The organism is Thermococcus argininiproducens (assembly GCF_023746595.1).
In the GTDB taxonomy this organism is placed as follows: Archaea; Methanobacteriota_B; Thermococci; order Thermococcales; family Thermococcaceae; genus Thermococcus_A; species Thermococcus_A argininiproducens.
The window spans coordinates 1388549-1414878 of the sequence record NZ_CP080572.1; the positions used below are offsets into that span (position 1 = coordinate 1388549).

The window sequence follows — 26330 nt, forward strand, 5'->3', positions numbered from 1 at the left end:
AACGCTAAACTTTTATATGAAAAGCATATATCTATTACGGTGATTCTATGAAAAAACTGAACGCAAGAGACTTGAGCAATTTTAAACTCGTTGGTGGATTGGATGTATATAAAAAGAAGGTTGTATTTACAGTGAGCGAGATAAATCTAGAAAAAGATGACTATTTCTCCAAAATATACCTCTACGATGGGAGAAAAGTAAAGCAGTTTACTTCCGGTCCCAAGGACTTAAATCCTTGTTTTTCACCTGATGGAAGTCTCATAGCTTTCACTTCAAAGCGGGACAAAGAGAACAAAGAGGCCGAACTCTATATCATTCCAACAGATGGAGGGGAAGCTAAACTTCTCACTAAATTCAAACTAGGGATAAGGGAATATGAATTTTCACCTGATGGAAAAACGCTTGCTGTAATTACTCCAGTCGAACTTGAGAGAAAGAAAAAATCTGAGGATGTGCATATCTTAAAAGAAATTCCCTTTTGGTTTAATGGGGTGGGATGGGTATACGGTAAACGGAATCATATTTACCTTGTGAATACAGAAAGTGGTAGAAAAAGAAAGTTAACAAAGGGAACTCTAAACATCCACACTTTAAAATGGAGTGAGGATGGCAATAAAATTTACTTTGTAGCCCAAGAAGATAGGGAGAAGAAACCAATGATAACTGATCTTTTTGTAATTGACCTTAAAACAAAGAGAATAGAAAAACTCACTGACTCAAAGTGGCGTATTGGTGATGTCATCCCACTTGAAGATGGAACCTTTATTCTCAGGATGAGCACTCTTGAAAGGGGAATAGCAACTAACACACATATTTATCACTTTAATCCAGAAACTAAAGAAATTACAAAGCTCACAGCTAAACTAGATCGATCTGCATACAATTCACTAAACTGTGATGTTAGAGGGCCTTCAAGAGATACTATCGTTTATAAAGAAGGATGGATTTATTATATAGCCACTGATGGTCCAAGGGCAAACCTATTCCGCGTTAATCTTGGAGGAGAGATAGAACGTGTTGTTGGTGGAAACAGAAGCGTAGAAACCTTTGGTGTTGGAGATTACATTGTCTTCAATGCTCAAGATGCAATTACCCCAACTGAGCTATATATTGTCAAAGATGGGAAAGAGAAGAGGATTACAGCTTTTAATGATTGGATCACAGAGTACAAGCTCTCAAAACCAGAATATTTTAAGGTTAAAGTTTCTGATGGCATGGAAATTGATGCATGGATAATGAAACCTGTGGAGTTTAAGGAAGGGAAGAAGTATCCTGCTGTCCTTGAGATTCACGGAGGACCAAAAACGGCCTATGGTTACTCTTTCATGCATGAGTTTCATGTCCTGTCCTCTAAGGGATTTGTAGTAATTTTTTCTAACCCCAGAGGAAGCGATGGTTATGGGGAAGAATTTGCCGATATAAGAGAGCATTATGGAGAAAGAGACTACCAGGATCTCATGGAAGTTATGGATGAGGCCTTGAAAAGATTTGATTTCATTGATGAAGAAAGAATAGGTGTTACCGGAGGTTCTTACGGAGGCTTTATGACAAACTGGATAGTGGGCCACACGAAGAGATTTAAAGCTGCGGTAACTCAAAGGTCGATATCAAACTGGACAAGCTTCTTTGGGACGACTGACATAGGATATTACTTTACTCCTGATCAGATAGGTGGGGATCCATGGAGCAATTTTGAAGGCTACTGGGAAAAGAGCCCCTTAAAATACGCGCCAAACGTTGAAACACCGCTCCTTATAATTCACTCTATGGAGGACTATCGCTGCTGGTTGCCAGAAGCATTGCAGTTATTCATAGCCCTAAAATATCTTGGAAAAGAAGTTCAATTGGCAGTATTTCCAGGAGAGAATCATGATTTGTCAAGAAAAGGAAAGCCGAAGCATAGAGTAAAGAGGCTCGAGTTGATTGTAGGGTGGATGGAGAGATGGCTTAAGAGATAAGTTTTTATCCTGCTTTTTGAATATTTTTTACCCTCAAATGAATAGGATAATCATGAGGGTGATCGCGAAAATGAGCGGACCGAGGAGGAAGAGGGCTATCGCGCTCTCCTCGCTGGGTTTTTCTGGTCCGATTCTCTGGACGAGCCACAAACCAATGGGAAAGCCCGTGATGAAGCCAAGAAACCAGCCACGAGGCTCACCAAGGTGCCACTTGAGGTAGTTCATCACCCCCATTGCGGTGAACAGGAGAAAAACGCCCAGCGATGCCTTCACTATACTTTTCTGTCGCCCGATCAAAATGAAAAATCCGGCCCACGCGAGGATAAATAAAAAGCCCAGTATGAACTCCATGAGCATGGCTGTGCACCCTAGGTTTTCTGGTTTGGAATGATTAAAAAATTAACTCAACCCAAAAACCCCCTCAACCCAGCGGCTTCGACGATTAATCCCTCATCGAACTCTCCACTTAATATCCTTGTGGTTATTGCCTCGTGTTCTTCCATAGGCTCTACTCCAAACTCCTTTTGAAGATCAGCAATAGGTTTTAAGAACTTGAACTTCTCGGCTGCCCCTGGGTTGAAATACATCAGAGCAAAGCTAAGATCTCTGTAAAGGCCTTTATAGTGGGCGCTGATTTTGTCTAACTCACTTTCACTTAAAGCACTTAGTCCTAAGAGCTCTGGTGGAACACCGAGGGAATAAAGGGATGCAGTGAATTTTATAGCTCTCGGTAGGGCCATGCCATTAACTTCCCTTGAGTATCCAAAGAGCCCTATGTGGAGCTTCCTTCTTCTCCTTGAGGGTACATATTTTGCTACTCCTCTTATAAGTGGAGCTAGGGGTCTGAGTTCTTTGGAGTATTTTTCCTCGTACTTCTCTAAAATTGTAAAGATTTCCTCATCTATTGGTTCTGCACTCTTTCGCTTAGACTCGTTAACACGTTCAATGGCCTTAATAACTTCTTTTGGCTGGTGATCGTATTTAAATGAACTCTGAATAGTAAAAGTTTGGACACTTGAATACTCTTCCAAGACTTCTTCAACATTATTGGGGGTAAAATGGCCCCTAAATGGTACTCCGCCTACACCTATTATTGGATATATGGTAATACCAATTTCTTCTTCAAGTTCCTGAAGTTTGAACAGTGCATACTTATCATAGACAACGGCACTTATCAAGCCGTAGTTCATTGCAGGGTCACTTCTTGCAAGAAAGACTCGCTGATATTCAAACTGTTTTCCCGTTAAGTATTCTTCTAAGATTTCATGTGCATTTAATATGGCTTCTTTTGTCTCAAAAAGGGGTATAACACTTATTTCTTCCGGGTAGAATTTTCCAATCCATTCATAGATTTTTACATCATAGACTCGTTTGTACTGTTTCCCTATTATGTATTTTTTGTAGAGCTCATAAACTCTTTCTATTTCCTCTGATGAAGTTGTCATTGGGAGTATAACTTCGAATATTGGAGCAACCTCCTCATTATAGAAGATCTTGGCATAGTCTGCAGAGCGAGGTATACTTTCGAGAGTTTCAAATAAAAGTTTAGCTTCGGCCTTTTCTACGCTGGGATTTGGGACACGGGGAGTTATTCTAAAATCTTTGCCTAGTTTCTTCTTTTTAAAGAATTCTCCATATTTTTCTAGTAGTTTTTTTACTACAAACTCGTCTACCTCTTTTCCTTCAAAGTCCCACATTTGTTCTTGCACTTCAAGTACACTAAAAGCGTAAAACGCTTCCAAAACTTCGTCCTCTCCTCCAAGAGAACTTTCATGTGCAAAAAATGGTATGAATACGTTGTCAGGATGTTGAGTACTCATCGTCCTTGGTATCATTTTGCCCACCAAATCGAGAGAGAATGTAAAAATTTTAAGTTTTTTGATTGATTTGTTGTATATATGACAGAAAATTTCAAAATATTCTTGTTCACTTTGCATAACATTTTAATTCTTTAAAAACAATCTTTGCTGGTGGTTATTATGAAAATACTGGAACATATTAATAGGTTTCCTCAAAGATATGGTCCAGAATGGGGAAGTGGAGGGATATTTGGGCTGAGATATTACAACGATGTTCTCTATTTTACAGTGGCATTTGAGGCCCAGGCCCACTTCATAAGGGAAGACTCAAAAAGAATCTATGAGTTCGAACTTGTTGGAGAAAAACCAACATCCGGTGGAGATACGTACAATGCAGTTGAGACAGTGGATGAATTTATTTATTTTGGAGGCTGGGTTCATGCTCCAGCAATCTATGAAGGGAAAAATGAGAAGTCCACTATAAGTTTTGTAAACAAATACTCTCATGTTCATGAATATGATACTGAAAATGATGAAATAAGACTCCTATGGAAAGAGTCAATTCACCATAATACTGACTGGGCTGGAGAGGTCAGTGACATAATTTATGACCCGTATGAAGACAAACTCCTCATAGCAAGAGAGGATGGCCATGCAAATCTCGGCATATATGAACTCGATAGGAAAAGCGGAAAAATGGAACTTTTGAATGAAAACCCAAGCCTCAAGGGAGCGCTTGTTCATGATACTGTCTTCTTTGGGGTAGGCAAAAATTTCAATTGGGGCATGATGGAGGTTCATGTCTTTGACCTTATTACAAGAAAGTGGGAGCGGTTCCCAGTAGGTCAGACCTCAGTGGATGGAAACTCATTTGTACGACCTAACCTTGGAGATATGGAAAGCGCATATAACAGAGTATTTGCCTTTGTTAGAGGCGGAATGTTCGTTGGAAATCCAGTTAATGAAGAAGAAATGGTTTTTGTGAGGCTCTTTGATTTTCCAAATTTCTATGCTCCTATGAGAACTAATGCACTAACAATAGGTGGGGGCATTCTAGTAGCCTATAATGCACATCATGATGCGGTGTATAAACCTATGAATGAAGAAGGAAGAATCATGGCAGAGTTCACCAATAGTATAAACGCTCCCTCTCTACTTCTCTATATAACTCCACCAATGGTCAAAATCGTTGGTATCTTTGGAGCAAGAATAACAAGCATTGAAAAGGCCTTTGGAGAGATATTACTTGGGACAAATACAACTCCAAATACTGGTGCATTAGAGGCTACTCCATTTGATACTGGAAACAAAGATATTGTGATTCTAGACGAAGCGATAATACAGAGTGCTCCTCCGGCATTAAGTATTTCCATTGAAATGGCTTCTCTTGCAAAAGCAGAGCAACTTTTTGGGGCAAGTGCATTTGGAGGAATACCTCTTGATGGATATAAAAACCCGAGGATGATAATAAATGCGAGTAAAGACAATAGATTGACAGTATATGAGTATGATCTTTCCCTTCCAGTGGGAAGGGCTTATGAGGAAGTCATTGGTATTGAAGAAGGGAGGAACGTCATTGATCTATCTGCTTTTAGTGGCATTGTTTCATTTAAACTCAAAAAACCGGACTTTGCAGGAAAAATAAAAATAGAACTTCTTTGATTCATTTAATTTTTTAAATGGATCAGGTTCCTATTGTGTTCTTCCAGCTTAGACTATTCTCAATCAGCTCTTCTTTAGTAGTTTTCCTCTCGCTGATGATTATTGGTTCAAAGATTCTGAGCATTTCTAGAAGTTCTTCTTGAGGAAGTTTGTTTTCCTCGAAGATTATGTAACCCCTTTTCGTATACCCGTTTAGAAATACTCTGTATACTGCTGGGTTTAGTAGGAGTTGGTATTGAGTTTTCCTAGCCTCGGTGGGCGTGATGTTATTGAGTTTAAAATCTATCCTTTTCATCTCTATCACCCAAAATAATTCTTTATGTCTATGTAGGTCTTTTTGTATAGTTCGCTTCTTTTCATTTGTTCTATAAATTCCTTGGTTCTTACGTATTTATCTTTTTTATATTCCCATTCCGGATGTAGAGCCTTCCATTCTTCCCACGTATAGCTGAATTGGGCTTGGATTTTGTCCCTATATAGTTCAGGAATCACATTAAATGTGCAGAATGGCACTATTCTTCCATCTGGTAGTGCATAATGAATCACGCATCTCTCCACTCTTTCAATATCATAATTGTACTCGTCCATGAAGTGCATCATGCCAAGGAACAGAGTTCTGTTGTGGAATTCTCCCAGGGCTTCATAGGTTCCATGGGTGAAGGCATGTCTCATAATTTTAAGTACATCAAAGCTTTTTGGAGCATAGTCCTCATCATAGAAACTCTTAAACTTTAGAAAGATTTCTGCTCCAAGCTTTAGCTTTTGAAGTCTTCCTAGTGAGTTCCATTCTTTAATTTCTTCTACTCTCTCTTCTAAGAATTCTACGAACCCCTCAACATCAAGGAACCTGGAGATGGGGATTACTCTGTTCTCGTCAAGGAAAATGTAAGTAGCAGCCCCACATCCAAAGTGGGAGGTCATGTAGTATTTTCTACCTGCAAAAGCCTCAAAGAATCTTGCAATGTGGCCAGCTATAGGAATCGGATACCAATCCTCTTTTGCTATAGCTCCATTTGTTTGCTCATCTATTTTTTGTATTGCCCCAGGAATTGTGATTCTAAAGCGCTGTCTCTCCCTTCTTGGGACTCTTCCAACAAGGGAAATTGGTTGGAAGTTTACACCCCTGACTATGTCAAGATGGTTAAGACCAAAGTTTATAATAGCTCCAAGCTCGTGGTCATTTACGTTCCTTATCGTAGTGGGTACCAGAACTATTCCAGGCCCTTCAGCTTTTCTTACATTCTCGAAAATCAATGGAATTTCCCAGTGGTTCTTCCAATTGGTTTGAGGACTCATTCCATCATAGCTTAGATAGAGGGTATTTACACCTGCTTCTCGGAGATTTTTCACAAGTCCAGGGTCAAAGGCAAGTTTTATTCCATCCGTGTTCAATTGAATGTGGTCATAACCTTCTTCTTTTGCTATTTTGACAATCTCGATAATATCATCCCTAAGCGTTGGCTCTCCTCCCGTGAACTGAACTGCATTAGCCCCAACAGGCTCTTCCATCTTTGCATTACGGAGCATTATTCTAATCTGCTCTAGAGTAGGCTCGTAAATTGGTTGTCCTTCTTTGGCGTAGAAAAAGCAATACCAACAGGATAAATTGCACCGATTGGTCAAAACAATGTTAAGAAGGTTTGTATGGGAGTAATGTCTTGGACATAAACCACAATCAAAAGGACAATTAACACCTGTGTTCTCAACATTATACGTCTTTATTTTAAACTCAAATTTCCACTCTTCAAAGCGTTTGTACATCTCAGCATCTTCATAATAAACATCAGTAATCATACCCTCAGAACACTTCTTTGTTATCCAAATTTTTCCATCTTTTTCCCAGACAACAGCAGGGACAATGTCACGTGTTTCTGGACAAATAGACCATGTTTTATGGGGCAGAGACCCACCATAATGCTTACTGGCTTTGCTAAGGAGTTTGTAGAACTCTTCATCACTGATTTCAGGATATTCGATAATGTCTTGGGGGTGCTTGCTTGATTCTTCAAATTCTTTTTCTCCGCTTGGCACCACCCCAGATGCTTCTTCCATATTCTTCACCTCTAAGAGTTTTTACAAACATGGAGTATAAAAACTTTTGCGTAAATATGAAGATTTACTTTCATAGGTGTACCAAAAGAGTTGAAAGGAATGTGAATCTCATTGGTAAAATGTTCACTCATGGCTTTGATGTGATGATTCATTGAAAAGTATTAAAAATACAGTCGTGTCACATAAGCTGGTGGTGAAAATGCCTGCAAGAGAAATGAGAATGGAAATGTTCCTCAAGGCCTTGATGCGGAGAGACTATGCTAAGGCTAAGTCTCATATTGATAAGCTCGAGAAAATAGTAGGTGACGATGAATGGGGAAGAGGGTATAGTAGGGCTATAAATGGGTTTCTTTCAGCTTTAAAAGACACCGATTCAGATGCATTGATAGTCCAGCTTATTCGAGAGCCCAATAATGAAAAGGCCCAAGAGCTTCTCGAACATTTTGAAAGTATTCTCCAGCATGAATTTAGAGATGATTACGAGAAAGGATACTATACTGCTTGGAAAGAGCTTTTGACAGCTTATCTTTCTCAAGAAAGGTTGGGTGTTAAAAGTGGCAAAAAAGCATGAAGCAATGAAGAAGTTGGAAGAACGAGTAAAAACTTGCAGAAAGTGCCCTTTAGGAGAACTTAGAACAAACGCTGTCCCAGGTTCTGGAAGCTATGAGTCGAAGATAATGTTTATTGGAGAAGGACCGGGATACTGGGAAGACCAGAAAGGCTTACCCTTTGTGGGAAGGGCAGGGAAGGTATTAGATGAACTTTTAGAAAGTATTGGCCTAACGAGAGATGAGGTGTATATCACAAACATCATAAAATGTAGGCCTCCAAATAATCGGGATCCAACAGAAGAAGAGATAAAAACATGCTCTCCATATCTGGATATGCAGATCGATCTACTTCGACCAAAAATCATAGTGCCATTGGGTAGGCATTCGATGTCATATATTCTCAAGAAATTTGGGTTTGAGCCAGAGCCGATAAGTAAGATTCACGGGAAGACCTTTGAAGCAAGGACACTTTTTGGCAAAATTGTCATAATGCCAATTTATCATCCTGCTGTTGCTCTTTATAGACCCCAACTTAGAGAGGAATTAGAAAGGGATTTTAAAAAGCTTCGAACTCTTCTGGATGATTTGCTTTAACTTTGTTAAACCCTTTCTGAAGCTTCTTTTATAGTTCTTTTAGTCTCTCCAAATAATATTTAGAGGTTGTTCTAAAATCATACAAAAATCTTGGGAAAATGTTTTTATGGAAAGAGAGCTGTATTGTATAATGTTAAACACAGCTTATCACATATAAACTACAAAGAACAGGAACCTACAATATTGTTCATAGAAGGAATTTCGAAAGATAGCAGTGCACTCCCTAAAAATTTCGGTAATTATCAAATATACAACAAAATCTCCAAAAAATTTATAAGATACTCGAAGAACTCGGAGTCGCAAAATGTTGTTGATGGAGGTGTTTATGGGATGGCGGACTTCGGAATCTTGTCTTTGCTGCCACCTTTGGTAGCTATTATATTGGCTATCTGGTCAAAAAGAGTATTATTCGCTTTGTTTGCAGGTGTTTGGATTGGTGGAGTCATGGCATCTGGATGGAACCCAGTAACCGGCACAATTCAAACATGGACTTGGATAATTGAGAATGTGACAGACAGTTGGAATGCAACGATTTTAGTCTTTGACTTTCTGATTGGTGCCGGAGTTGGACTAATTTATAAATCAGGAGGAGCCCATGCAGTTGCAAGAAGTTTAACAAAGAGGGTGAAAAACAGTAAAGGTGCCTCGGTGCTTGGATGGCTTTTGGGAATTCTTGTTTTCTTCGATGACTATACCAACACTATCATAGTTGGTAACACTATGAGACCAATAACAGACAGGGCAAGAGTCTCAAGAGAAATGCTTGCTTATATCGATGATTCAACTGCAGCGCCAGTGGCCGGATTAGCATTAGTTTCTACGTGGATCGGATATGAGATTGGACTGATTGGTGAATCATTTGACAGCCTTGGAATCACCCTTGGTTCCTATGCTGCTTGGCTTTCAAGTGTTCCTTATAGGTTCTATTCAATCTTGGCTATAATACTAGTGTTCCTAGTTGCTTATACTCACAGACACTACGGCCCAATGCTCCATGCTGAGTATAGGGCAAGGACAACTGGAAAAGTCATGCGTGATGGAGCTAAACCATTAATGACAACTGAAGTGGATCTTGGAATGCCAAAAGAAACTGGAGATGTTTGGAACTTTATCCTACCGATCCTTAGCCTCGTGTTTATAACTCTCTATGGAATGTGGTACACTGGTGGTGGAGGAGCAACTTACGCAGAGGAAGGTCTAATGGGAGTACTTTCGAACTCTGATGCTGCCACTGCCTTGCTATGGGGTTCATTTAGTATGGTCTTGGTTGGAATGACAATAATTCTTGCAAGAAAACAAATGACAGTTGAAGAAGTTGAAACCGCAATTGTCCAAGGTATGAAACAAATGATGTTGGCAACTGCAATTTTAGTGCTTGCATGGAGTATCAAAAGTGCTACAACCGCTGTTGGAACCGCTGATTATGTAGTAAACCTAGCTACAAGCGCAAACATCCCAGCAGGAATAGTCCCACTTATAGTATTCCTAGTAGCAATGTTTATATCATTTACAACAGGAACTTCTTGGGGAACTTTCGGTATTCTCATGCCAATTGCAATTCCTTTGGCATATCAAATTACAGGCGGACAAATTGGTCCAGTTCTCTATGCCTCAATAGGTGCAGTTTTTGCTGGTGGTATCTTTGGTGACCACTGTTCACCAATAAGTGATACCACAATTATGAGTTCAATGTTCTCAGGAAGTGACCACATAGATCACGTAAATACCCAGATCCCATACGCCGTAACAGCTGCGGGAAGTGGAGTAATCCTCTACCTCCTCTTTGCAATAGGTGTCCACAGCTGGCCAATCTTGCTACCAATAGGCTTTGTACTCTTGGTTGCTGCTTGGTATGTACTCAGTGAATGGTATGGCAAAAAGTATGGCATACCACATGGAAAAGTGCCAGTATATACTGTTGAAGACTGAACTGTCTATTCTTTTCCCTTTTTAAACTTTATGAGGTGAAAGCATGGAGATTCTCATATTAGGTGCTGGAGATGTTGGTAGGTTAATTGCTTTTGATCTTAGTAAGGATTATGAGGTTTTTATAGGAGACATAAACGAAAAACGATTAAAATTAGCTGAAGAGTTTGGGACTACTCTCCAGCTTGATGCATCAAAGCTTGACCAACTGGTAGAAACAATGAGAAGATTTGATTTTGTTATAGGAGCCTTACCAGGAAGACTTGGGTTCACTACGCTAAAAGCAGCTATAAAAGCCAAAAAAGATATGGTTGACGTCTCGTTTATGCCAGAAGATCCACTGAGGCTGGATGAAGATGCTAAAAAAGTAGGGGTAAGCATAGCTGTGGATGCAGGATTTGCCCCTGGATTGAGCAATATTTTAATGGGACGCATAGCCTCCCAACTTGGAAAACTGGATAAAGGAGTAATAAATGTTGGTGGATTGCCAAAAAATCCCAAGCCGCCTCTTTATTACAAGGTGGTTTTCTCACCATATGACTTAATAGAGGAGTACACACGACCTGCTAGGATTATAAAAGGCGGACGTCTTGTGACAGTAGACCCTTTAGAAGAAATTAAAGAAGTTAAGATCGGGAATTTTGAGTTTGAAAGTTTTATTAATGATGGATTGAGAACCCTTTTAACAACAATTGAAGCAGACAACCTCTATGAGAATACTTTAAGGTGGAAGGGGCACTTGGAAAAGATAAAAGTGCTGAAAGAATTAGGTTTCTTCAGAAAAGAGAACCTAGACTTTACAATGAAAGTAATTTTGCCATTAATGAAGTTTGAAAGTGAGGATTTCTCAATAATGGAAGTCTACGGAAGAAGTGGAGACCAAGAAATCAAGTACTTCATGTATGATGAGGCTCGAGAAGGCTTTAGTTCAATGGCAAGGAGCACTGGATACATAACAGCGATAACAGCACGAATAATGCTAAAATACGAATTTGAGGCTGGAATTATCCCACCTGAGCTCTTTGGGATGGAAGAGGAACTATTTAAGTATATAGTAAAAGAAGTCAGAAAGAGAAATATAACACTGGAGGAGTATCATAAAGGCTTGTAGAATGGCGAATTGAGACAAGTAACTCCCCCATCCCCTTTCCAAAACTCTGAAACACCAATAAGGATTGGTTTGAACCCTTCTCTTTTCAATTTTTCTTCAGTTTTTGGATATCCTGCTGGCATCAGTACTTTTTTCTCTCCTAAGTATAGCATGTTATTAGCATAGAGCTCATCTTCTGGAATTTGTATGAGTTTGAATCCCTTAAAGTAGCTCACGTCAACAACCTGAGGTGAGATTGCAACGATTTTGTTTCCCAAATAGGCCACTCCTGACAACAAATGAAAGATTTTATTTATTGGGACTTTTATAACTTTCACATGAGAGAAATATCTGGCAAACTGCTCTATTCCCTCTTTATTTGTCCTTTGGGACTCTCCAATGAAGACTACCCCCTGGTCTGTTACTAGAATATCACCTCCTTCAAGAGTTCCTGGCGGTTGGATCTCCTTAATCTTAAACCCCTCCTTCAATAAAAGTTCTTTAACCGTTCTCTCTTCTCCTCTTCTGCTGGGCTCTCCAAATCTAACTATAATGGCCCTCTTTGAAGAAGCCCCTATTATTGAGGTATCCTGGACAAAGACACTATCGGGGTGGGGGTTTAATGGCTCAAGCTCAACTACATCAACCCCGTTTTCTCTGAGAACTTTTACATATTCCCTGTGTTGCTTCTGGGCTAGTTTGACATCTATTGTATCATGCTGGGGATTTGTTGAGACACAATTCTTATAACTCTCTCCTGGAGGCCTAACTATAACCTTATCAAATAATCTGTCCATTTAAAGCACCATATTTCAATACAAGCCTTATACTAAAATAGTTTGCTTATGGGTTATGAAAAGAACACAACTACACCACTTGGGCTCACATTTAAAAGTCTTTTATGTAATTTTTCAGTGGAGGGTCTAAAATGCTGATAAAAGTCTTTGTTCCAGCACATATCACGGCATTCTTCATTCCAAAGTTTCATGAGGATCCATTGTTAGCGGGCTCTTTAGGTGCGGGGATTAATTTGAATAAAGGCACAAATGTCTTTGTAAATATAGATGAAAAAGGCCTTGAGAGACGAGTGCAAATAGCTTTTGATGGAGAGCCTGTTAAAAAAGATGACGCAATAATAAGTTATTCCGTCGCAAATGAAATGATCCCCAGTGAATTCGTTGGAGAAGTTGAGATCTGGCAATATTTTGACTTTCCAAATGGTCATGGCTTTGGAAACAGCGCAGGTGGAGCCTTGGGAACGGCATTATCACTAGCATATGCATTTAAAGAGAAGACCTTCCTTCAAGCTGCTCAAATAGCCCATAAATATGAAGTACAATATAAGGGTGGATTGGGAGATGTTATAGCTCAGATCCATGGTGGGGTAGAGATAAGAGTGAAAGCTGGTGCTCCTGGGATAGGTGTAGTGGACAACATCCTTTTTGAGGGATATAAAGTACTCGCTGTTCCATTAGGGAAATTATCTACCAGAGAGATTCTCGATAGTGAAGTCGTCGAGCTAATAAAAAAAGAGGGAGCAGTAGCATTAGAAGAAGTTTTAAAACAGCCGAGGGTTGAAATTTTAATGAACGTTGCCAGAAGATTCGCAGAAAGAACAGGTCTATTGACAGGAGACATGCTAGATATTGCTAAAGAGCTGGATAAGTGTTTGACTTTGCCTTCTTCAATGGTGATGTTGGGCAAAAGCCTTTTTGCCTTCCTAAAAGAGAATGAGATTGAAAAAACAAAGACCATGCTTGAAGAGCTTTCCATTGAAAATTATTATATCAGTGATATTTATAATCAAAAGCCTAAAGTAGAAAGATGGATGGAGGGAAGCTTATGAACATTCTTTATTTTACTCTCGCTATTGTGTCTCTATTTCTTGCAATATTCTTAAATAAAAGCGGACAAAGAGGAATTGGACTTATGGCCTCTGGATTTGCGGGAGGATTTGCTTTTTTGGTAGTTTTTGAGGGTAGCAGATACCCACTTTCATTAGTATTTATTAGCGGTTTCATAGCGACAGTGTTTTTTGAGTACATACGATTTAGACCGAGGTTTGGAGAAGATTAACCTTTTTATTTTTTAATGTAATAATGCACTATTGGTGGTGCGAATGCTTTACAAAGAGTTGGCTGAGTTATATAAAAGACTTGAAAAAACTACACTTAAAACTCTCAAAACAAAGTTTGTGTCTGATTTTCTAAAATCTGTTACAAAGCCTGAGCTTCTTGAGATAGTCCCTTATATGATCCTTGGAAAAGTCTTTCCGGATTGGGATGAGAGAGAGCTAGGCGTTGGTGAGAAGCTTTTAATAAAAGCCGTGTCTATGGCAACAGGGATTAAGAGTGAGGAGATGGAGAATTCCATAAAAGACACCGGAGATCTTGGGGAGAGTATTGCCTTGGCCTTAAGTAAAAGAAAACAAAAAAGCTTCTTTTCTCAGCCCCTTACTTTGGAGAGAGTCTACAATACACTTGTCAAAGTTGCAGAAGCCTCAGGAGCAGGAAGTCAAGACCGAAAGCTCAAGTATCTTGCTAATCTCTTTATGGATGCCTCTCCAGAGGAAGGAAAATATCTTGCGAGAACCATTCTTGGGACAATGAGAACTGGAGTTGCGGAAGGTCTTTTGAGAGATGCTCTGGCTGATGCGTTTAAAGTAAAAGTTGAACTTGTGGAAAGGGCGTACATGCTTACGAGTGATTTTGGATTTGTGGCAAAAGTTGCAAAGCTTGAGGGCAACGAAGGGTTAGCTAAAGTAGAAATACAAGTAGGTAAGCCCATAAGGCCCATGCTGGCCCAAATGGCTGCAAATGTTAGAGAGGCCTTAATTGAGATGGGTGGTGAGGCTGAGTTTGAAATCAAATATGATGGGGCTAGAGTGCAGGTTCACAAAGACGGAGATAATGTAGTCATCTATTCAAGACGTCTTGAAAACGTTACCAAATCGATTCCGGAAGTTGTTGAAAGAGTAAAAAAGACTCTGAAAGCTAGGAAGGCTATAGTAGAAGGAGAACTTGTTGCCGTTGGAGAAGGAGGGCGGCCCAAACCCTTCCAGTATGTGCTTAGAAGATTCAGGAGAAAGTACAATATAGAAGAAATGATAGAGAAAATCCCACTTGAACTTAACCTCTTTGACGTCCTCTATGTAGATGGCAAAAACATGATAGATGTCCAATTTATGGAACGTAGAAAGGTTCTTGAGAAGATTGTAAATTCAAATGAATGGATAAAACCCGCAGAGAATCTCATAACAAAGAATCCAGAAGAGGCAGAAGAGTTTTATCACAAAGCCTTAGAGTTGGGCCATGAAGGCCTTATGGCCAAGAGACTAGACTCGGTTTATGAACCTGGTAACAGGGGCAAGAAATGGCTTAAGCTCAAGCCTACGATGGAAAACTTGGATCTGGTTATACTTGGAGCAGAATGGGGAGAGGGTAGGAGGAGTGGAGTACTCAGTTCGTTCCTTCTTGGAGCTTATGATCCCGTAAGGGGCGACTTTGTACCAGTGGGTAAGGTAGGAAGTGGGTTCACTGATGAAGATTTAATAGAATTTACGAAAATGCTTAAGCCCCTTATAAAGAAAGAACATGGCAAGGAAGTGGAATTGGAACCTAAGGTAGTTATAGAAGTAGCCTATCAAGAGATACAGAAGAGTCCTAAATACGAAAGCGGTTTTGCGCTTAGGTTCCCACGATATATTTCTCTGAGAGAAGATAAAGGGCCAGAAGATGCAGATACTATCCAGAGAGTAGCTGAGTTATATCAGTTCCAAGAGAGGATGAAAGGAGGTAAATGATAAATTCCCCACTTTCCTTTTTAAAGTGGTTGACCTTTCTCATCGTCAAGCAATGCTATGGAAGAATTGAATATAGTGGTGCTCACTAAAAGGGAGTTTAATAAAGGAGTGTTTCACTGCATTGGAATACAAGCGTAAAGTTTTTAAACTCATTTTGGGGATACGTATCTGGACAGACGGAGTGGGCCGGTAGCTCAGCCTGGGATGAGCGCCGCCTTGGCAAGGCGGAGGCCCCGGGTTCAAATCCCGGCCGGTCCACCACAACTTTTCGGGCGGGCCCGTGGTCTAGACTGGTTATGACGCCACCCTGACGAGGTGGAGGTCCGGGGTTCGAATCCCCGCGGGCCCACCAATTCTATGATAACCATCAAAAACAGCTTCTTTCAGTAATGTCAATTCTAACATCCTTACTCTGTCTTCTAACTCTCTTATTCTGTCTTCAATATTTCTCGAATTATTATTAAGTTGTACAACTTCTTGTACAACTCGGGTGTCCCCATCCTAGTCCTGAACTCAATTTCAACTTCCTTACCAATTAGCCACTCGAACTCCCTAGGTAATCTTAAAACAGGGTATCTAAATCCATCTTTACTTTTACTACTGCCAATCTTTCTTCTTTTCATGGTAATCACCATTAGAAGATCTAATTGTCATAATAATATCGTCTATGTTATTTATATCTCCCATATTGGCATACCCAAAAGTTATTAAAGTTTTGTTTAAGGCTCTACTTGCTTTTTCAATTAGGTTAAGGTACGTTTTTCTAGCACCACCTTTGTAATAAATAACAATATCAAAACCATTTAGGACCTCAATAACTTGTGACATTAGTTGATTAGCTTTTTCTTCAGTTAGTAGTTCATCGTAAGGTTTCAAAATTTTTTCAGAATGTACTAATCCATATTTTGCACTTAATATGTAAAAAGGATAGGTTAACTGCTTGGATTTTTTATATAGGTATCTAATCCTAGAAGATTTATACAGTTTCCATGCAGGACTTGGAATGTTCTCTTTTTTTGAACCACATGCTGTAATAACTACGATTTTTTGAGGGTTCATGGTATTCACTTCCATTCAAACTTATAATACTGGCAACGTTTTTTGTTTTTTCTTTTCGTAGATATATCGCAGAACTAGTTTATAAGGGGGTTTATTTTTAAGAATACTCTTAACATATTCCTCATAGGATCCCTCTTCCATTTTTTCTCTTATTTTTTGAATTTCTCTTTGATATATCCAAGCATTGTGAATTGCTCGTAGGGTGAATTTTTCTTTTAATCCTTTGATGCCATATTCTTTACAAATAGGACAAGTGTATTTGTTAAATATTTCTATTTCTTCGGGAGAGAGATTCCGATATCTCTTACTTTTTTGTTTTCCTGTGATGTATCGATCTCCAATGCCGGGTAATTGGATTGCTCCAAATGCTGCTTTTGATCTCCATGAAGAACTATCAACTGAATCTGCTCCAGCTAGAAACATTAAATGCATTGTTAAAGAGCTTCCAACTCCAAAAACATGAATTTTTCTTTCTGGGATAATTCCCTTTATTGCCATAATTACATCAATAATCTTGTAAAGACCTCCTTTTACACCCTTTGTGTTTCTAGCTAGCGGGACTAAACTACCCACACCGTAAATATCAAACTCTCCTATTTTTTCAAGTTGACTAATATACCATTTTAATGACGACTTATCATATCCGTGAATCACAGGTACCAAAACTGGATTCCTCGTACCCTTTGTTTCTACCATTATTTTTACATTTTCTAGACTTTTTTCTTGTCTTTTTCTAACTATTGTTTTTGGTAGAGTTGGAAAAATTGGATGGTCTAAAGTTACTGCAAAATTTGGTTTAAGGCGTTCATAAAATTCTACAAGCTCTATTGGGGAGAGAGGAACTTCGTTATGCTTCATAAACAGAAACCCGCCAGAATCTATAGTTATGTAACCCTTAAACTCTAGGTATCTATGGATTTTATATTTTTCCATTTTTTCTCTAATTTTAGGCTTTTTTAAGATTTCATAAGCATTTAACATTATTCCCTCAACATCGAAATACTTCCAAGGTTCTGGAACACCATTGGCTGTTTGTGTCAACCAAAGAAATGGAAGATTAAGTTTCATTGAGTATCACCCTCTTTATTGCCCTCTTAAGATATTGCCTCAAATACTCCTGAGCTTCTGGATGTGCAACTCCATACATGTCCCAAGCAAATCTTCCATGAGTGCTGACAATCTTTTTCACAAGGTTCTTTGGAGGAAGAATTTTTACTTTAACTCCTGAGATTTTAGATGCTAATTCTATCATTCTGCAATGAGTATGATCATCCTTTTTCGTTAGACTTGAAGAATACGTCCTAACAAATGCTATTCTTACTTTGTAGATATCTTTGGTCTTTTTTAAATACTGTGCTACATTTTTAGCAATAATTTCAATGCTTTTATCCAAGTATTCTTTTTCATAAGATAATCCGTGACGTTTAACCCACCACTCAAATAATCCTGGCACGTCGTACCATTCATCATCCCAGTTGTATCCGTCTCCTTTTTTTCCATAGAAATCTTCAGGGATAAGACCAAATGGCTCAGATATTGTGACTAAGTGAATATAATTCCTATATTCTGAGAATTCTTTCAATGTTTCAAATAATGCCTTATATGATCGGGATTCCCAAAATGGCTTTATTGTAGAGCAAGGATAAAGTAATAAGATCTTTTTGGATGAATTTGGATAGTAGTGGTTTCCTACAATCTTAAACCAATTTTTAATCCTTTCACTCGTTAATAAAAGATTATAAACTTCTCTAGGTGTATATGCACATAATTCTGGAAGTATCTGTACGTTCTTTCCCTTCTTTTTAGAAAGTGTAAGATAAAGCTCTTCTTTCTTTGTACTTTGTCGTGATTTCATTAAAATCCCTCCTATCTTATCCATAATTTGAATAATGGATTTTCCGTTGACTCCTTGGTTAATATCTCATCATACAAAACTTGAGCACATCCCTCCTTTATTGTGCATTTTTCATGTGCTAGCAAGGCCGGTAATGGTAACCCATGTCCAGGCAATATCCAAAATGTCAAAGCATTTAACAAATCAGTAAATTCTCTCTTGTTGATTTTATTGTCTAATTGGGCTATATCCACTCTAAGAATCGAAGAAAATGCGTCCTTTTGATAAAAGAAGGAGTATATATGGATTCCTTTCTGATAGTATTTTCTATACATATCATCTGTATTGATTTTATCTTGTACAAACGGCTCAGTATATAAAGGACCATAAAAATTATTCTGTGTTCTATATTGTTTGAAAAGACTCCCTACGAGATATAAGTCATTATGAAAAATGCTTAAATTTGTGTCAAATATCTTTTCTAAGTAATAAACAAACTGTCTGTCTCGTATTCTTTTCATGCATCCTACTAAAATATGTCCATGTATTATCCCGTTTTTTATAGCATCTACTCTGACTTCTGTGTAATGACTTGGATCTAAATATGGATTTTCACTCATTACCGGAGGATCCACTATAGGCCCATCTAAAAATATGTACGAACTCTCGGGGGTTTTAGAGACAAATTTGTCAATTTCATCGGTTTCTAACCCCAACATAAGATACGAAGCGTATTTCTTTGCTTGAGATTCATCAATAGCTTCTATTGTTTCAATTGTTGCGAAATATTTGATCGTGGGTTTTTTCGATAGATAATCTTCAAAGTATATTGTGACTGAACTCAGAGGAACATACCATTTACCTCCTAATCCTCCGACAACTTGAAAACTACCATCTATCCCTGTAGCCATAGATAACCTTGGAGGCGAAAATTCTTTTTCTATTGAGAAGACCAAGTCTTGCTGAGCAAGAAGTTTCTTGGAGTTTTCATCTAACTTGTCAAATAACCTTTTACTTTCGGAACTTAACTCTTTGGCTCTTTGGATTAATTGAACTAGTATCTCGCCCTCAGTTAATCTAAATTCTAATTGCTTCTTTTTTTCTAATATTTGTTTATAAAGCTCTTCCATTTTCATCACTCAAACGGCTTTGATTTTAGATATATGGTACAATAACTTTCTTTTCTAGTATCAACCTCATCAAGATTTTTTCTATTTCCTTTTCATCATATTTACCTAGTTTTTCTTTAAGCAATCCAAGAAACCTCGTTAGCTCTACTGGTGCAGGATTTTGTTTTTTAGCTTCTATATATGTGATAAATATTTCCAGCTCTTCATCGGATAAGTGTCTTTTTATAATCTCTCTCGCTTTAGTTACTAAACTATCCTCCTTCTTGAATAGCATACAAAGTCTTTTGTAATCCTCTGTTTCGAATGCTTTATCGAATTCATTTTTAATATATTCAAATTCTGTTTCTAATTCTATAGAGCTTTCGTTCAATTTTTTGATAGTCTCAATCAAATCCAAAATTAGACTTTGTCTTGGCAGTATGTATTTGTCAAAAATTTGTTTGTGAATGTTCTGATATAAATCGTTCATTTTAGAGTTAATTTCAATTATATTCTTTTTCTCCGACTCTAAAGCTTTAACATAGTCATTAAGCTTCTGCAAAATTATAGTAAGAATTTCCTTTCTCGTTGGGACATTCTCAATCTTGTATTTCAAATCCCTAATTATATCCTCTCGAATATTTGAGGTATCGCTCTTCTCTAATTCACGTGTTTTTATTTCAATACGGGCCACGAAGTCACTAACAAATTTTTCAATTTCTTGACAAGTCTTGAGCTTTTCAACTATAGTATTTTTTCTTGCAATAGTAGAACTCTTTAACTCTTCTATTTTTTGTTCTAGCGTGAATATGCCCTTAAGGGCATTATCGATTAATTTCGTTAGTTCTATGAGTTCATGGATATTTAATTGATATTTCCACTGATTGATATCAACTTCCAAGTCATCGAGTGAGATATATTCTTCTCTGGAAGGCTTAATCTTTAAGGATGATACTGTAGGCAGATATTCGCTTAAGAACTCGAAATATGTGTTTGAAATCCGTTTTTTAGTTTGATTGGATAACCTATTTAAATCTAGGGCTTGCTCTAATACCTTGTTTATTGTCGTGTTTATATTTTCTATCTTCTCAAATGCTACTGGTCGGTTTATCTCATAACTGGCTGGATTATTATAAAGCAGCTTATACAATGCTTGAGCATCTAATGGTGATTTTATGCCATACATAAATTGCCCAATTAATTCATAAAGTTTATAGAGTTTATAATTATAGAACAACCTATCACTAGCTCCGCTCCACTTATAGTAGAATGGGAATTTACTTTTGGCATCATGCTTTTTTATGACTAATGAATTCCATAGATCTTCGATTTGATTTTCATATGTTTCTTTATCATATTCAAAATCATACAACGTTTTGGTATTAATACAGAGGTATTGTAAAGCGGTTATTTCCTTTAAATTCACAGCAACAGGCTTTTCAAATACATATTCATTTACATTACTTTGGAGTTTCTCTTGAAGGGTCTTGCCTTCTTCTAGAATTCTTTCTAGCTGACTTGATAGTTTTTTGAACTTCTCTCTGGTCTTGATCAAATATTCTTTATAAATTCCTCTTCTTTTGTGACTATCGTCCTCATATAACTTGAGAAGCTCATTTATAACTTTTAAATACACCATTGCTATCATATGTTCATCTTCTCTACTAATCCTAGAGAGCTTTTCACTGGCACTCTTCAAAAATATTGAGGTTAATGTCTCGAAAAATGAGGGCAAGTGTTTAGCTCTGTACCCTCTTTCTTTGCCATCAACAAAATAACCCAATTTACGAATAAGCTCATCATCTTTTTCTTTAAGTTTTTTAAGATACTCCTGTAATTCAGCATATTTTTTTTCTAACTCCCCTACGGATAATAATCGTACAAAACCATGATCTTCACAATCTGTAAGTAATCCTTTTTCTTTCATTATTTCAATGACAAAATCTAATGTCGATGGCTCTGGAGAAATAAAGTACTCCTTCAATAATTCAATACTAATTTTGTTTGTTTCTGATCCTCTATTGTATCTTTCTATAAATGATTCGATAATTTTCTCTACAGGAGTCTTGAGGATAACTTTATATAAATTATTCCTTTCCTTTAGTAAATATCCGTTCTCTGCTAATATTTCTGCTCTTTTCTTCAATTCCTTTTCACTTTCTATGTCATCTCCTAATAAGATGCCTTTTTGACCATAGAAATACCATTCCTTAATGTAGTTATTTGCAAATTCTAAAACTTCCTCTGAGGTAACACATTTCTTTATGGCATCAGGGAACACTAAGAAGTATCTTAGACCACTTATAAGTTCTTTTTCGGAGTAGATCTTAGATTTTTTCTCATGCTCAATTTTCAGTTGTCTTTGTAGGGGACGTATAACAATCATTTTTTCTTCCAGCATCTTGAAAATACGCTCTTTGTCAATTCTGAACTCTTTTCGCAATGTATCTAGTATGTTAAGGAACTTTAGTATGTCTATTCTAATCTCTTCATCATAACCCATTCCCTTATTGAATACGTCCAAGAATTTTTCTTGAATATTCCAAAGACTTCCAAATCCTCCGTACTCTAGTAAAAGGCCAACACTTGCTAACTGAAGGCGAACAAGTTGATTTGGGAGAGGGATATAGAAAGGAATTGCAAAATATTCATCATATAGCTTATCAAGTTTCTTCTGAGCAGATTGTTGGATATTGCCATAATAGGCGATAACAACGATATGAGGAATAAAACCTTTTTCTCTCCGTAGTTTGCGTAGATAAAGTTCTAAGCTTTCAATGTGATCCTCTGTGACATTTGCAGTAACTGTGCTAAAAACGACTTTTATTGGTATTTTCCTATTTGCATATTTAACGCTAAACTTTGTAGCTTTTATACTAATATTATTAAAAGACGATGAGCCATATATCGGAATTGCTTCTTCAAGTCTAAAGTCATCTCTTATAAACAAACTAAATATCCCTCTAAACAAAAATTCAGGATTTGACTCCTGTAGGGATTTCCTCCAGATTTTAAATCTAAGATCTCTATCCTTCACAAATTCGAGATACATGAGATCTGGAGAGAAATACAAAGCACTTATTAGTGTTGGAGAAACCAAATAGTAGCCCTCGTGTTTTTCCCCTCTGCCTTTTTCTATTAACTTCTCACGAATAGCTTTTGAGATAACAGTGTAGATCTCATCTAATTCTCCAGAATCATTTATTTTGAAAACTTCAGCTAAATACAATAAATTCTCATCTTTCGGCCAGAAAAAAGCAAGTTTTCCATGTTCATCTATTAGAACTAGTTTTTCAATTAGATACTCAACAAATTCTTCATTATTTAGTGATAATGATGTTTTTAATCTACTTAACATGTGAGATCCGGTCAATAAATCATTAAGTACCGATAATAATACTCTTTTTAAATCCTCGTAGTTCGCTGATATTTTAACTACCTCATGAACAAATTTTTTGGTTGATAATAGCGTTCCTAGAGGGTGATTAAGACTAAACATGTCGTTTAATATAGTGAGGTAATACTTTACTGCCTCTTTTTGATAGCTTAGTTGCTGAGATACTTCATCTATGTTTACTGCTCCAAATGTTGTTATAAAAAACTCGAAAGTTTGTTTGACCCCAATTATATTCTCATTTCTTAAGCTGTCAATTTCTTGATAGATGGAACTTAACGTTGTAGTATTAATTAAATCAACCTCTGCACCAGCAATAACAACCGAAAGCCTCCTCAATATTTCAACAAAGTCACAATATCCTAAGGATTTGATGTACTTTTTATTTTCGGACTCTACTGTGTTTAAAGTGATTACCTTTTCAATGGCCTGCTGAAGAGCTCTAGTATTCCCAATTGTGCTATAAACAAGAGGGTTCAATAAGCTAGGGGGAGTAAACAATTTAGTGTGCAAATCATCTTCTGTAACCCACATATATTTTAGAAGTTCTCTAATGAATTCATATCTTTCTTCTATTGTCAATGGCATTAGTTTGATTGTTTCAATTCTTGCCAATACCCTTCCAAGTATGTCTCCGGCATATGCTTTTATTTTTGCATATGCTGGGGGTGTCAATGATAAAATTAAATGTAGTAGACTTGTATGAGAAAATTCTTCTTTGAACATCTCAGTGACATTACCATTCAGGATATTTGTTAGACCTTGTAAAACATAATCCCTGAGAATTTTATCATCCGCAGTGAGAACAAATGTCTCAAATTCATCCAAAAATAATATGATTGGCCTATTCTTTGATTTAATACGAGATACTTTTTTTAAAATTTCTAAACTTTTTGAAACAAAATGTTTCACCGAAGAATAGCTCCTTTCTCCGGGTAAAGGCTCTCCGATTAGTTCTCTGATTTTATTGCCGTGTTTGTCTCTTAGAGCTAATAATAGGGCGGCCAATAGATTATACCCTGCATCATGTTGATCTTGAGGGAGTATTTCCTTTTTATCTATTCTCCTTGCAAAGTTAATAAACACATCAGTCTGTACATCAAATACATAAACATCTTCTCGATCCTTTAGATATCTATTGTACAAAGTAGTCTTGCCTTCACCCCATTCTCCTATTAAGAATAAAACCAATGGTTGATATTGCCTTTTTTTTGCGATTTCTAATAAGCTTTCAACTTTAGTTGCAACCTTTCTACGACTTTTAATACTCCCAAATTCAATTCCTTTCCCAGTTTCACTAGGAAGCCTCGTGTAAATAGGTAACAACATTTCTTTCATATTTACCTCCCCCAGATTCATTTAGACTTAAACAATGTGTATAACCCATCCATTACGTTAGTTTTGCCCATCTTATGTTCAATACTCCTTCTTCCAACTTCAACTAAGACAGGATAACCAAGAGGATTCATTTGTCCGACCACTATGGCCTTCCCGCGTTCTAGTGTTGTTAATCGATTCTCCAAACTTTTAGGAAGCCCTCCACTTATTTTTCGGATGTATGTGGCATCATCCGGAGACACTCTATGAATGATATAAGTGTTCAACATTGAGACAACAACTGGATCGACGAAAGCAGGTCTTTGTGATACTAATCCTAAACATATCCCAAATTTTCTTCCTTGGGTAGCTATTAAGGATAAATAATCCCTAGTTAAAGTCGCATGAACAGGATAGTTGCTTGTATTAGGAATATAATTCTGGCATTCTTCAATAATAAACAGTAAATATCTATCTTCACCCCTATTTTTGTACTCAGTGAACTTGTTGTACAATAGCCTCGAGAGATAAGCTATGACTAGTTGTTTTTCCAAAGGTGAAACTCCTGGTGCTCCTTCTGCCGAAAAATCAAAAATTACCAAGGAAGGTTCTTTAGTTATTTGTTCTATAAATTCCACATTAATCTGCGGAGATTTAGTTACGAGCTTGTCCCTTTCAATTACATCTGATTTAAATTTCTCTAATGCGGAAGCGATTGCTCTTCTAGTAGACGAATGAATCGGTGCATCTCTTCCAGTAGAAAGTTCGTCTAACTTATATTTGAGATTTTCAAAGTTCTCAGTGAACAAATTTGTAAATGAATCATATTCGAGTTCCTTTAATGCCAATTCTAATCCTGCCACTTGTAATTCATTTATTTCTTTTCCTGCGGTTTTATAAGAAATTATAAACTCAGCTAATTCTCTTGTATTAAAAACATCTAGATCAATAGTTATCCCTTTTGTAAACGGCCTTCCAAGGGCCTTTGATTTTCGGAATACCATTCGGTAAATATTTCTAAATTTTCCTATCCCTATGAGACCAGAATCTAAAAAGTGCTCATGATAATCTAAATAATCCCCATTAGCATCAATAACAATGGTGGGTAATGCTAAATATGTAGTTGACGAATCTGGGAGAACATACGGAATTTTAGATAAGAGCTCTAGAAGATATCCTAATCCATATGATTTGCCAGAACCTGTTACTCCAAAGATGCCCAAATGCATAGTTATATTCTCAATGTTTAGCGGTAACGCAATTTGTTTATATCCAATTATATTACCATACCAGATATAGCCACTTTCTCCTCTTTCAATTCCAAATATCTTTTTCTCATATCCTTCCCCATCGTTGATCATGTAAACTTTATCACCTGGTTCAGGAGGGTACCTGACATCTCTTAACCCTGAGTTGCCTAATGTCCCTAGTAAAGACACTTCAGATAATACGTAAGACCTGCCAACATCTCCAATGGCATCCAAAGGAATGCCTTTTTTTCGAGCTTCACTCCAAGGATCTCCTTCTCTGTAAAATTCATTTACTGGTTTTATCGAGTCTATTCTACCTAAATATTCTATTTTTCGTCTTTTAGAACTTATAACCACTAACATACCTTCAAAAACCCTTTCTTCACCTTCTTGGGTAAGTTGGATTTTTGCAGTTGATGTTGTAGAACCACTCAGAACAAATCCAATACGAAGGTGAGAAACATTGTTTTCACTCATTTTATTTACACACTCCTGTTTTCTCTTATCGAGTATTAATTGTGGATATTGTTGTATAAAAATCTATCGTTAATGAGTTTTAATAGTCGTTACATTATGTCATGGTGCAATAAATGACACATCATTACATTATAATTTTGTATTATGCCATCTGCTTTATTAATTCCGTAGAATTACATATCTAAGCTACGAAAAAAGAAAAATTGGAGAAATCTTGATACCGCAACTCTAAGTATTCAGTCCGTTTGACTCTATTGCTTATTATTCTTCTGCATTCTCTTTAATCGGCTTAGCAATTATTATATGCCTTAAGGTTCTTCACAGGTTCTCTTTGATCAGAGAGCAGAGTGTCAATTACTAGATCAATTTCGTCGTTTCTATTGTACAATGAAGCTTTACCCAACACTATTTCAAGAGGCTTAACTTTTTTCTTGTTCTGGACAAATATGTTCCTAG

21 protein-coding genes and 2 tRNA genes are annotated in these 26330 nt (G+C 37.2%); 11 read left to right on the plus strand and 12 right to left on the minus strand.

Annotated elements, in window-relative coordinates:
- Positions 1 to 47: 47 nt before the first annotated feature.
- Positions 48 to 1958, plus strand: a complete 1911-nt coding sequence (locus K1720_RS07500; protein ID WP_251948147.1) for a dipeptidyl-peptidase 5 — start codon at positions 48 to 50, stop codon at positions 1956 to 1958.
- 33 nt (positions 1959 to 1991) lie between these two features.
- Here the strand turns inward: K1720_RS07500 and K1720_RS07505 are convergent, their stop codons facing one another.
- Positions 1992 to 2315, minus strand: a complete 324-nt coding sequence (locus K1720_RS07505; protein ID WP_251948149.1) for a hypothetical protein — start codon at positions 2313 to 2315, stop codon at positions 1992 to 1994.
- Between the two features lie 47 nt (positions 2316 to 2362).
- The gene (ppcA, locus tag K1720_RS07510) at positions 2363 to 3793 is read right to left on the minus strand and encodes a phosphoenolpyruvate carboxylase (RefSeq protein WP_251950620.1); all 1431 of its coding nucleotides are present in this window, start codon (positions 3791 to 3793) and stop codon (positions 2363 to 2365) included.
- A 144-nt stretch (positions 3794 to 3937) separates the two neighbouring features.
- Between ppcA and K1720_RS07515 the strand changes: the two genes are divergently transcribed.
- Entirely contained in the window at positions 3938 to 5419 is a 1482-nt protein-coding gene (locus K1720_RS07515; protein ID WP_251948151.1) for a DUF2139 domain-containing protein, read from the plus strand.
- 22 nt (positions 5420 to 5441) lie between these two features.
- On the opposite strand, the gene K1720_RS07520 is transcribed toward K1720_RS07515, so the two are convergent.
- Positions 5442 to 5714: a DUF3213 domain-containing protein gene (locus K1720_RS07520; protein WP_251948161.1), complete on the minus strand. Its 273-nt coding sequence runs from the start codon at positions 5712 to 5714 to the stop codon at positions 5442 to 5444.
- A 5-nt stretch (positions 5715 to 5719) separates the two neighbouring features.
- Positions 5720 to 7471 (minus strand): tetraether lipid synthase Tes, encoded by a 1752-nt coding sequence (gene tes / locus K1720_RS07525; RefSeq protein WP_251948163.1) that lies wholly within the window; start codon positions 7469 to 7471, stop codon positions 5720 to 5722.
- A 199-nt stretch (positions 7472 to 7670) separates the two neighbouring features.
- Between tes and K1720_RS07530 the strand changes: the two genes are divergently transcribed.
- From K1720_RS07530 to K1720_RS07545, 4 genes are all read left to right on the plus strand, one after another.
- Complete coding sequence (locus K1720_RS07530; RefSeq protein ID WP_055283523.1) at positions 7671 to 8042, plus strand: hypothetical protein; 372 nt, start codon at positions 7671 to 7673, stop codon at positions 8040 to 8042.
- Positions 8043 to 8046: 4 nt separating this feature from the next.
- Positions 8047 to 8616 carry a type-4 uracil-DNA glycosylase gene (gene udg, locus K1720_RS07535; protein ID WP_251950622.1) on the plus strand — a complete coding sequence of 190 codons (570 nt, stop codon included), beginning with the start codon at positions 8047 to 8049 and terminating at the stop codon, positions 8614 to 8616.
- Between the two features lie 330 nt (positions 8617 to 8946).
- Complete coding sequence (locus K1720_RS07540; RefSeq protein WP_251948165.1) at positions 8947 to 10545, plus strand: Na+/H+ antiporter NhaC family protein; 1599 nt, start codon at positions 8947 to 8949, stop codon at positions 10543 to 10545.
- Between the two features lie 43 nt (positions 10546 to 10588).
- On the plus strand, positions 10589 to 11653 hold the full coding sequence (locus K1720_RS07545) for a saccharopine dehydrogenase family protein (protein WP_251948167.1): 1065 nt from the start codon (positions 10589 to 10591) through the stop codon (positions 11651 to 11653).
- On the opposite strand, the gene K1720_RS07550 is transcribed toward K1720_RS07545, so the two are convergent.
- Positions 11638 to 12429: a dimethylarginine dimethylaminohydrolase family protein gene (locus tag K1720_RS07550; protein ID WP_251948169.1), complete on the minus strand. Its 792-nt coding sequence runs from the start codon at positions 12427 to 12429 to the stop codon at positions 11638 to 11640. The genes K1720_RS07545 and K1720_RS07550 overlap by 16 nt on opposite strands.
- Before the next feature lie 131 nt (positions 12430 to 12560).
- Here K1720_RS07550 and K1720_RS07555 point away from each other — a divergent pair, with 131 nt between their 5' ends.
- From K1720_RS07555 to K1720_RS07575, 5 genes are all read left to right on the plus strand, one after another.
- The gene (locus tag K1720_RS07555; RefSeq protein ID WP_251948171.1) at positions 12561 to 13478 is read left to right on the plus strand and encodes a pantoate kinase; all 918 of its coding nucleotides are present in this window, start codon (positions 12561 to 12563) and stop codon (positions 13476 to 13478) included.
- A complete protein-coding gene (locus tag K1720_RS07560) occupies positions 13475 to 13708 on the plus strand; it encodes a hypothetical protein (protein WP_251948173.1) in 234 nt (77 codons plus the stop codon). The genes K1720_RS07555 and K1720_RS07560 overlap by 4 nt, the downstream gene beginning before the upstream one ends.
- 43 nt (positions 13709 to 13751) lie before the next feature.
- Positions 13752 to 15434, plus strand: a complete 1683-nt coding sequence (locus K1720_RS07565; RefSeq protein ID WP_251948174.1) for an ATP-dependent DNA ligase — start codon at positions 13752 to 13754, stop codon at positions 15432 to 15434.
- A gap of 183 nt (positions 15435 to 15617) precedes the next feature.
- Positions 15618 to 15695 (plus strand) — tRNA-Ala (locus tag K1720_RS07570).
- A gap of 13 nt (positions 15696 to 15708) precedes the next feature.
- Positions 15709 to 15786, plus strand: a tRNA-Val gene (locus K1720_RS07575).
- Between the two features lie 76 nt (positions 15787 to 15862).
- Here the strand turns inward: K1720_RS07575 and K1720_RS07580 are convergent.
- From K1720_RS07580 to K1720_RS07610, 7 genes are read right to left on the minus strand one after another with little or no spacing between them, the layout of a single operon-like run.
- Complete coding sequence (locus K1720_RS07580; protein ID WP_251948176.1) at positions 15863 to 16057, minus strand: hypothetical protein; 195 nt, start codon at positions 16055 to 16057, stop codon at positions 15863 to 15865.
- Positions 16032 to 16508 (minus strand): DUF6884 domain-containing protein, encoded by a 477-nt coding sequence (locus K1720_RS07585; RefSeq protein ID WP_251948178.1) that lies wholly within the window; start codon positions 16506 to 16508, stop codon positions 16032 to 16034. The genes K1720_RS07580 and K1720_RS07585 overlap by 26 nt, the downstream gene beginning before the upstream one ends.
- Positions 16509 to 16514: 6 nt before the next feature.
- Positions 16515 to 17561 carry a tRNA-guanine transglycosylase gene (locus tag K1720_RS07590; protein WP_251948180.1) on the minus strand — a complete coding sequence of 349 codons (1047 nt, stop codon included), beginning with the start codon at positions 17559 to 17561 and terminating at the stop codon, positions 16515 to 16517.
- Positions 17551 to 18348 carry a DUF5591 domain-containing protein gene (locus K1720_RS07595; protein WP_251948182.1) on the minus strand — a complete coding sequence of 266 codons (798 nt, stop codon included), beginning with the start codon at positions 18346 to 18348 and terminating at the stop codon, positions 17551 to 17553. The genes K1720_RS07590 and K1720_RS07595 overlap by 11 nt, the downstream gene beginning before the upstream one ends.
- An 11-nt stretch (positions 18349 to 18359) precedes the next feature.
- Positions 18360 to 19457 (minus strand): DNA double-strand break repair nuclease NurA, encoded by a 1098-nt coding sequence (locus tag K1720_RS07600; protein WP_251948184.1) that lies wholly within the window; start codon positions 19455 to 19457, stop codon positions 18360 to 18362.
- 25 nt (positions 19458 to 19482) lie between these two features.
- Positions 19483 to 24168 (minus strand): hypothetical protein, encoded by a 4686-nt coding sequence (locus K1720_RS07605; RefSeq protein WP_251948186.1) that lies wholly within the window; start codon positions 24166 to 24168, stop codon positions 19483 to 19485.
- 17 nt (positions 24169 to 24185) lie between these two features.
- Complete coding sequence (locus tag K1720_RS07610) at positions 24186 to 25874, minus strand: ATP-binding protein (RefSeq protein WP_251948188.1); 1689 nt, start codon at positions 25872 to 25874, stop codon at positions 24186 to 24188.
- Positions 25875 to 26330: the final 456 nt, after the last annotated feature.

Coding starts and splice junctions, on each gene's coding strand:
- K1720_RS07500 (WP_251948147.1), top strand. CDS start 48: ATGAAAAAACTGAACGCAAGAGACTTGAGCAATTTTAAACTCGTTGGT.
- K1720_RS07505 (WP_251948149.1), bottom strand. CDS start 2,315: ATGCTCATGGAGTTCATACTGGGCTTTTTATTTATCCTCGCGTGGGCC.
- ppcA (WP_251950620.1), bottom strand. CDS start 3,793: ATGATACCAAGGACGATGAGTACTCAACATCCTGACAACGTATTCATA.
- K1720_RS07515 (WP_251948151.1), top strand. CDS start 3,938: ATGAAAATACTGGAACATATTAATAGGTTTCCTCAAAGATATGGTCCA.
- K1720_RS07520 (WP_251948161.1), bottom strand. CDS start 5,714: ATGAAAAGGATAGATTTTAAACTCAATAACATCACGCCCACCGAGGCT.
- tes (WP_251948163.1), bottom strand. CDS start 7,471: ATGGAAGAAGCATCTGGGGTGGTGCCAAGCGGAGAAAAAGAATTTGAA.
- K1720_RS07530 (WP_055283523.1), top strand. CDS start 7,671: ATGCCTGCAAGAGAAATGAGAATGGAAATGTTCCTCAAGGCCTTGATG.
- udg (WP_251950622.1), top strand. CDS start 8,047: ATGAAGAAGTTGGAAGAACGAGTAAAAACTTGCAGAAAGTGCCCTTTA.
- K1720_RS07540 (WP_251948165.1), top strand. CDS start 8,947: ATGGCGGACTTCGGAATCTTGTCTTTGCTGCCACCTTTGGTAGCTATT.
- K1720_RS07545 (WP_251948167.1), top strand. CDS start 10,589: ATGGAGATTCTCATATTAGGTGCTGGAGATGTTGGTAGGTTAATTGCT.
- K1720_RS07550 (WP_251948169.1), bottom strand. CDS start 12,429: ATGGACAGATTATTTGATAAGGTTATAGTTAGGCCTCCAGGAGAGAGT.
- K1720_RS07555 (WP_251948171.1), top strand. CDS start 12,561: ATGCTGATAAAAGTCTTTGTTCCAGCACATATCACGGCATTCTTCATT.
- K1720_RS07560 (WP_251948173.1), top strand. CDS start 13,475: ATGAACATTCTTTATTTTACTCTCGCTATTGTGTCTCTATTTCTTGCA.
- K1720_RS07565 (WP_251948174.1), top strand. CDS start 13,752: ATGCTTTACAAAGAGTTGGCTGAGTTATATAAAAGACTTGAAAAAACT.
- K1720_RS07580 (WP_251948176.1), bottom strand. CDS start 16,057: ATGAAAAGAAGAAAGATTGGCAGTAGTAAAAGTAAAGATGGATTTAGA.
- K1720_RS07585 (WP_251948178.1), bottom strand. CDS start 16,508: ATGGAAGTGAATACCATGAACCCTCAAAAAATCGTAGTTATTACAGCA.
- K1720_RS07590 (WP_251948180.1), bottom strand. CDS start 17,561: ATGAAACTTAATCTTCCATTTCTTTGGTTGACACAAACAGCCAATGGT.
- K1720_RS07595 (WP_251948182.1), bottom strand. CDS start 18,348: ATGAAATCACGACAAAGTACAAAGAAAGAAGAGCTTTATCTTACACTT.
- K1720_RS07600 (WP_251948184.1), bottom strand. CDS start 19,457: ATGGAAGAGCTTTATAAACAAATATTAGAAAAAAAGAAGCAATTAGAA.
- K1720_RS07605 (WP_251948186.1), bottom strand. CDS start 24,168: ATGAAAGAAATGTTGTTACCTATTTACACGAGGCTTCCTAGTGAAACT.
- K1720_RS07610 (WP_251948188.1), bottom strand. CDS start 25,874: ATGAGTGAAAACAATGTTTCTCACCTTCGTATTGGATTTGTTCTGAGT.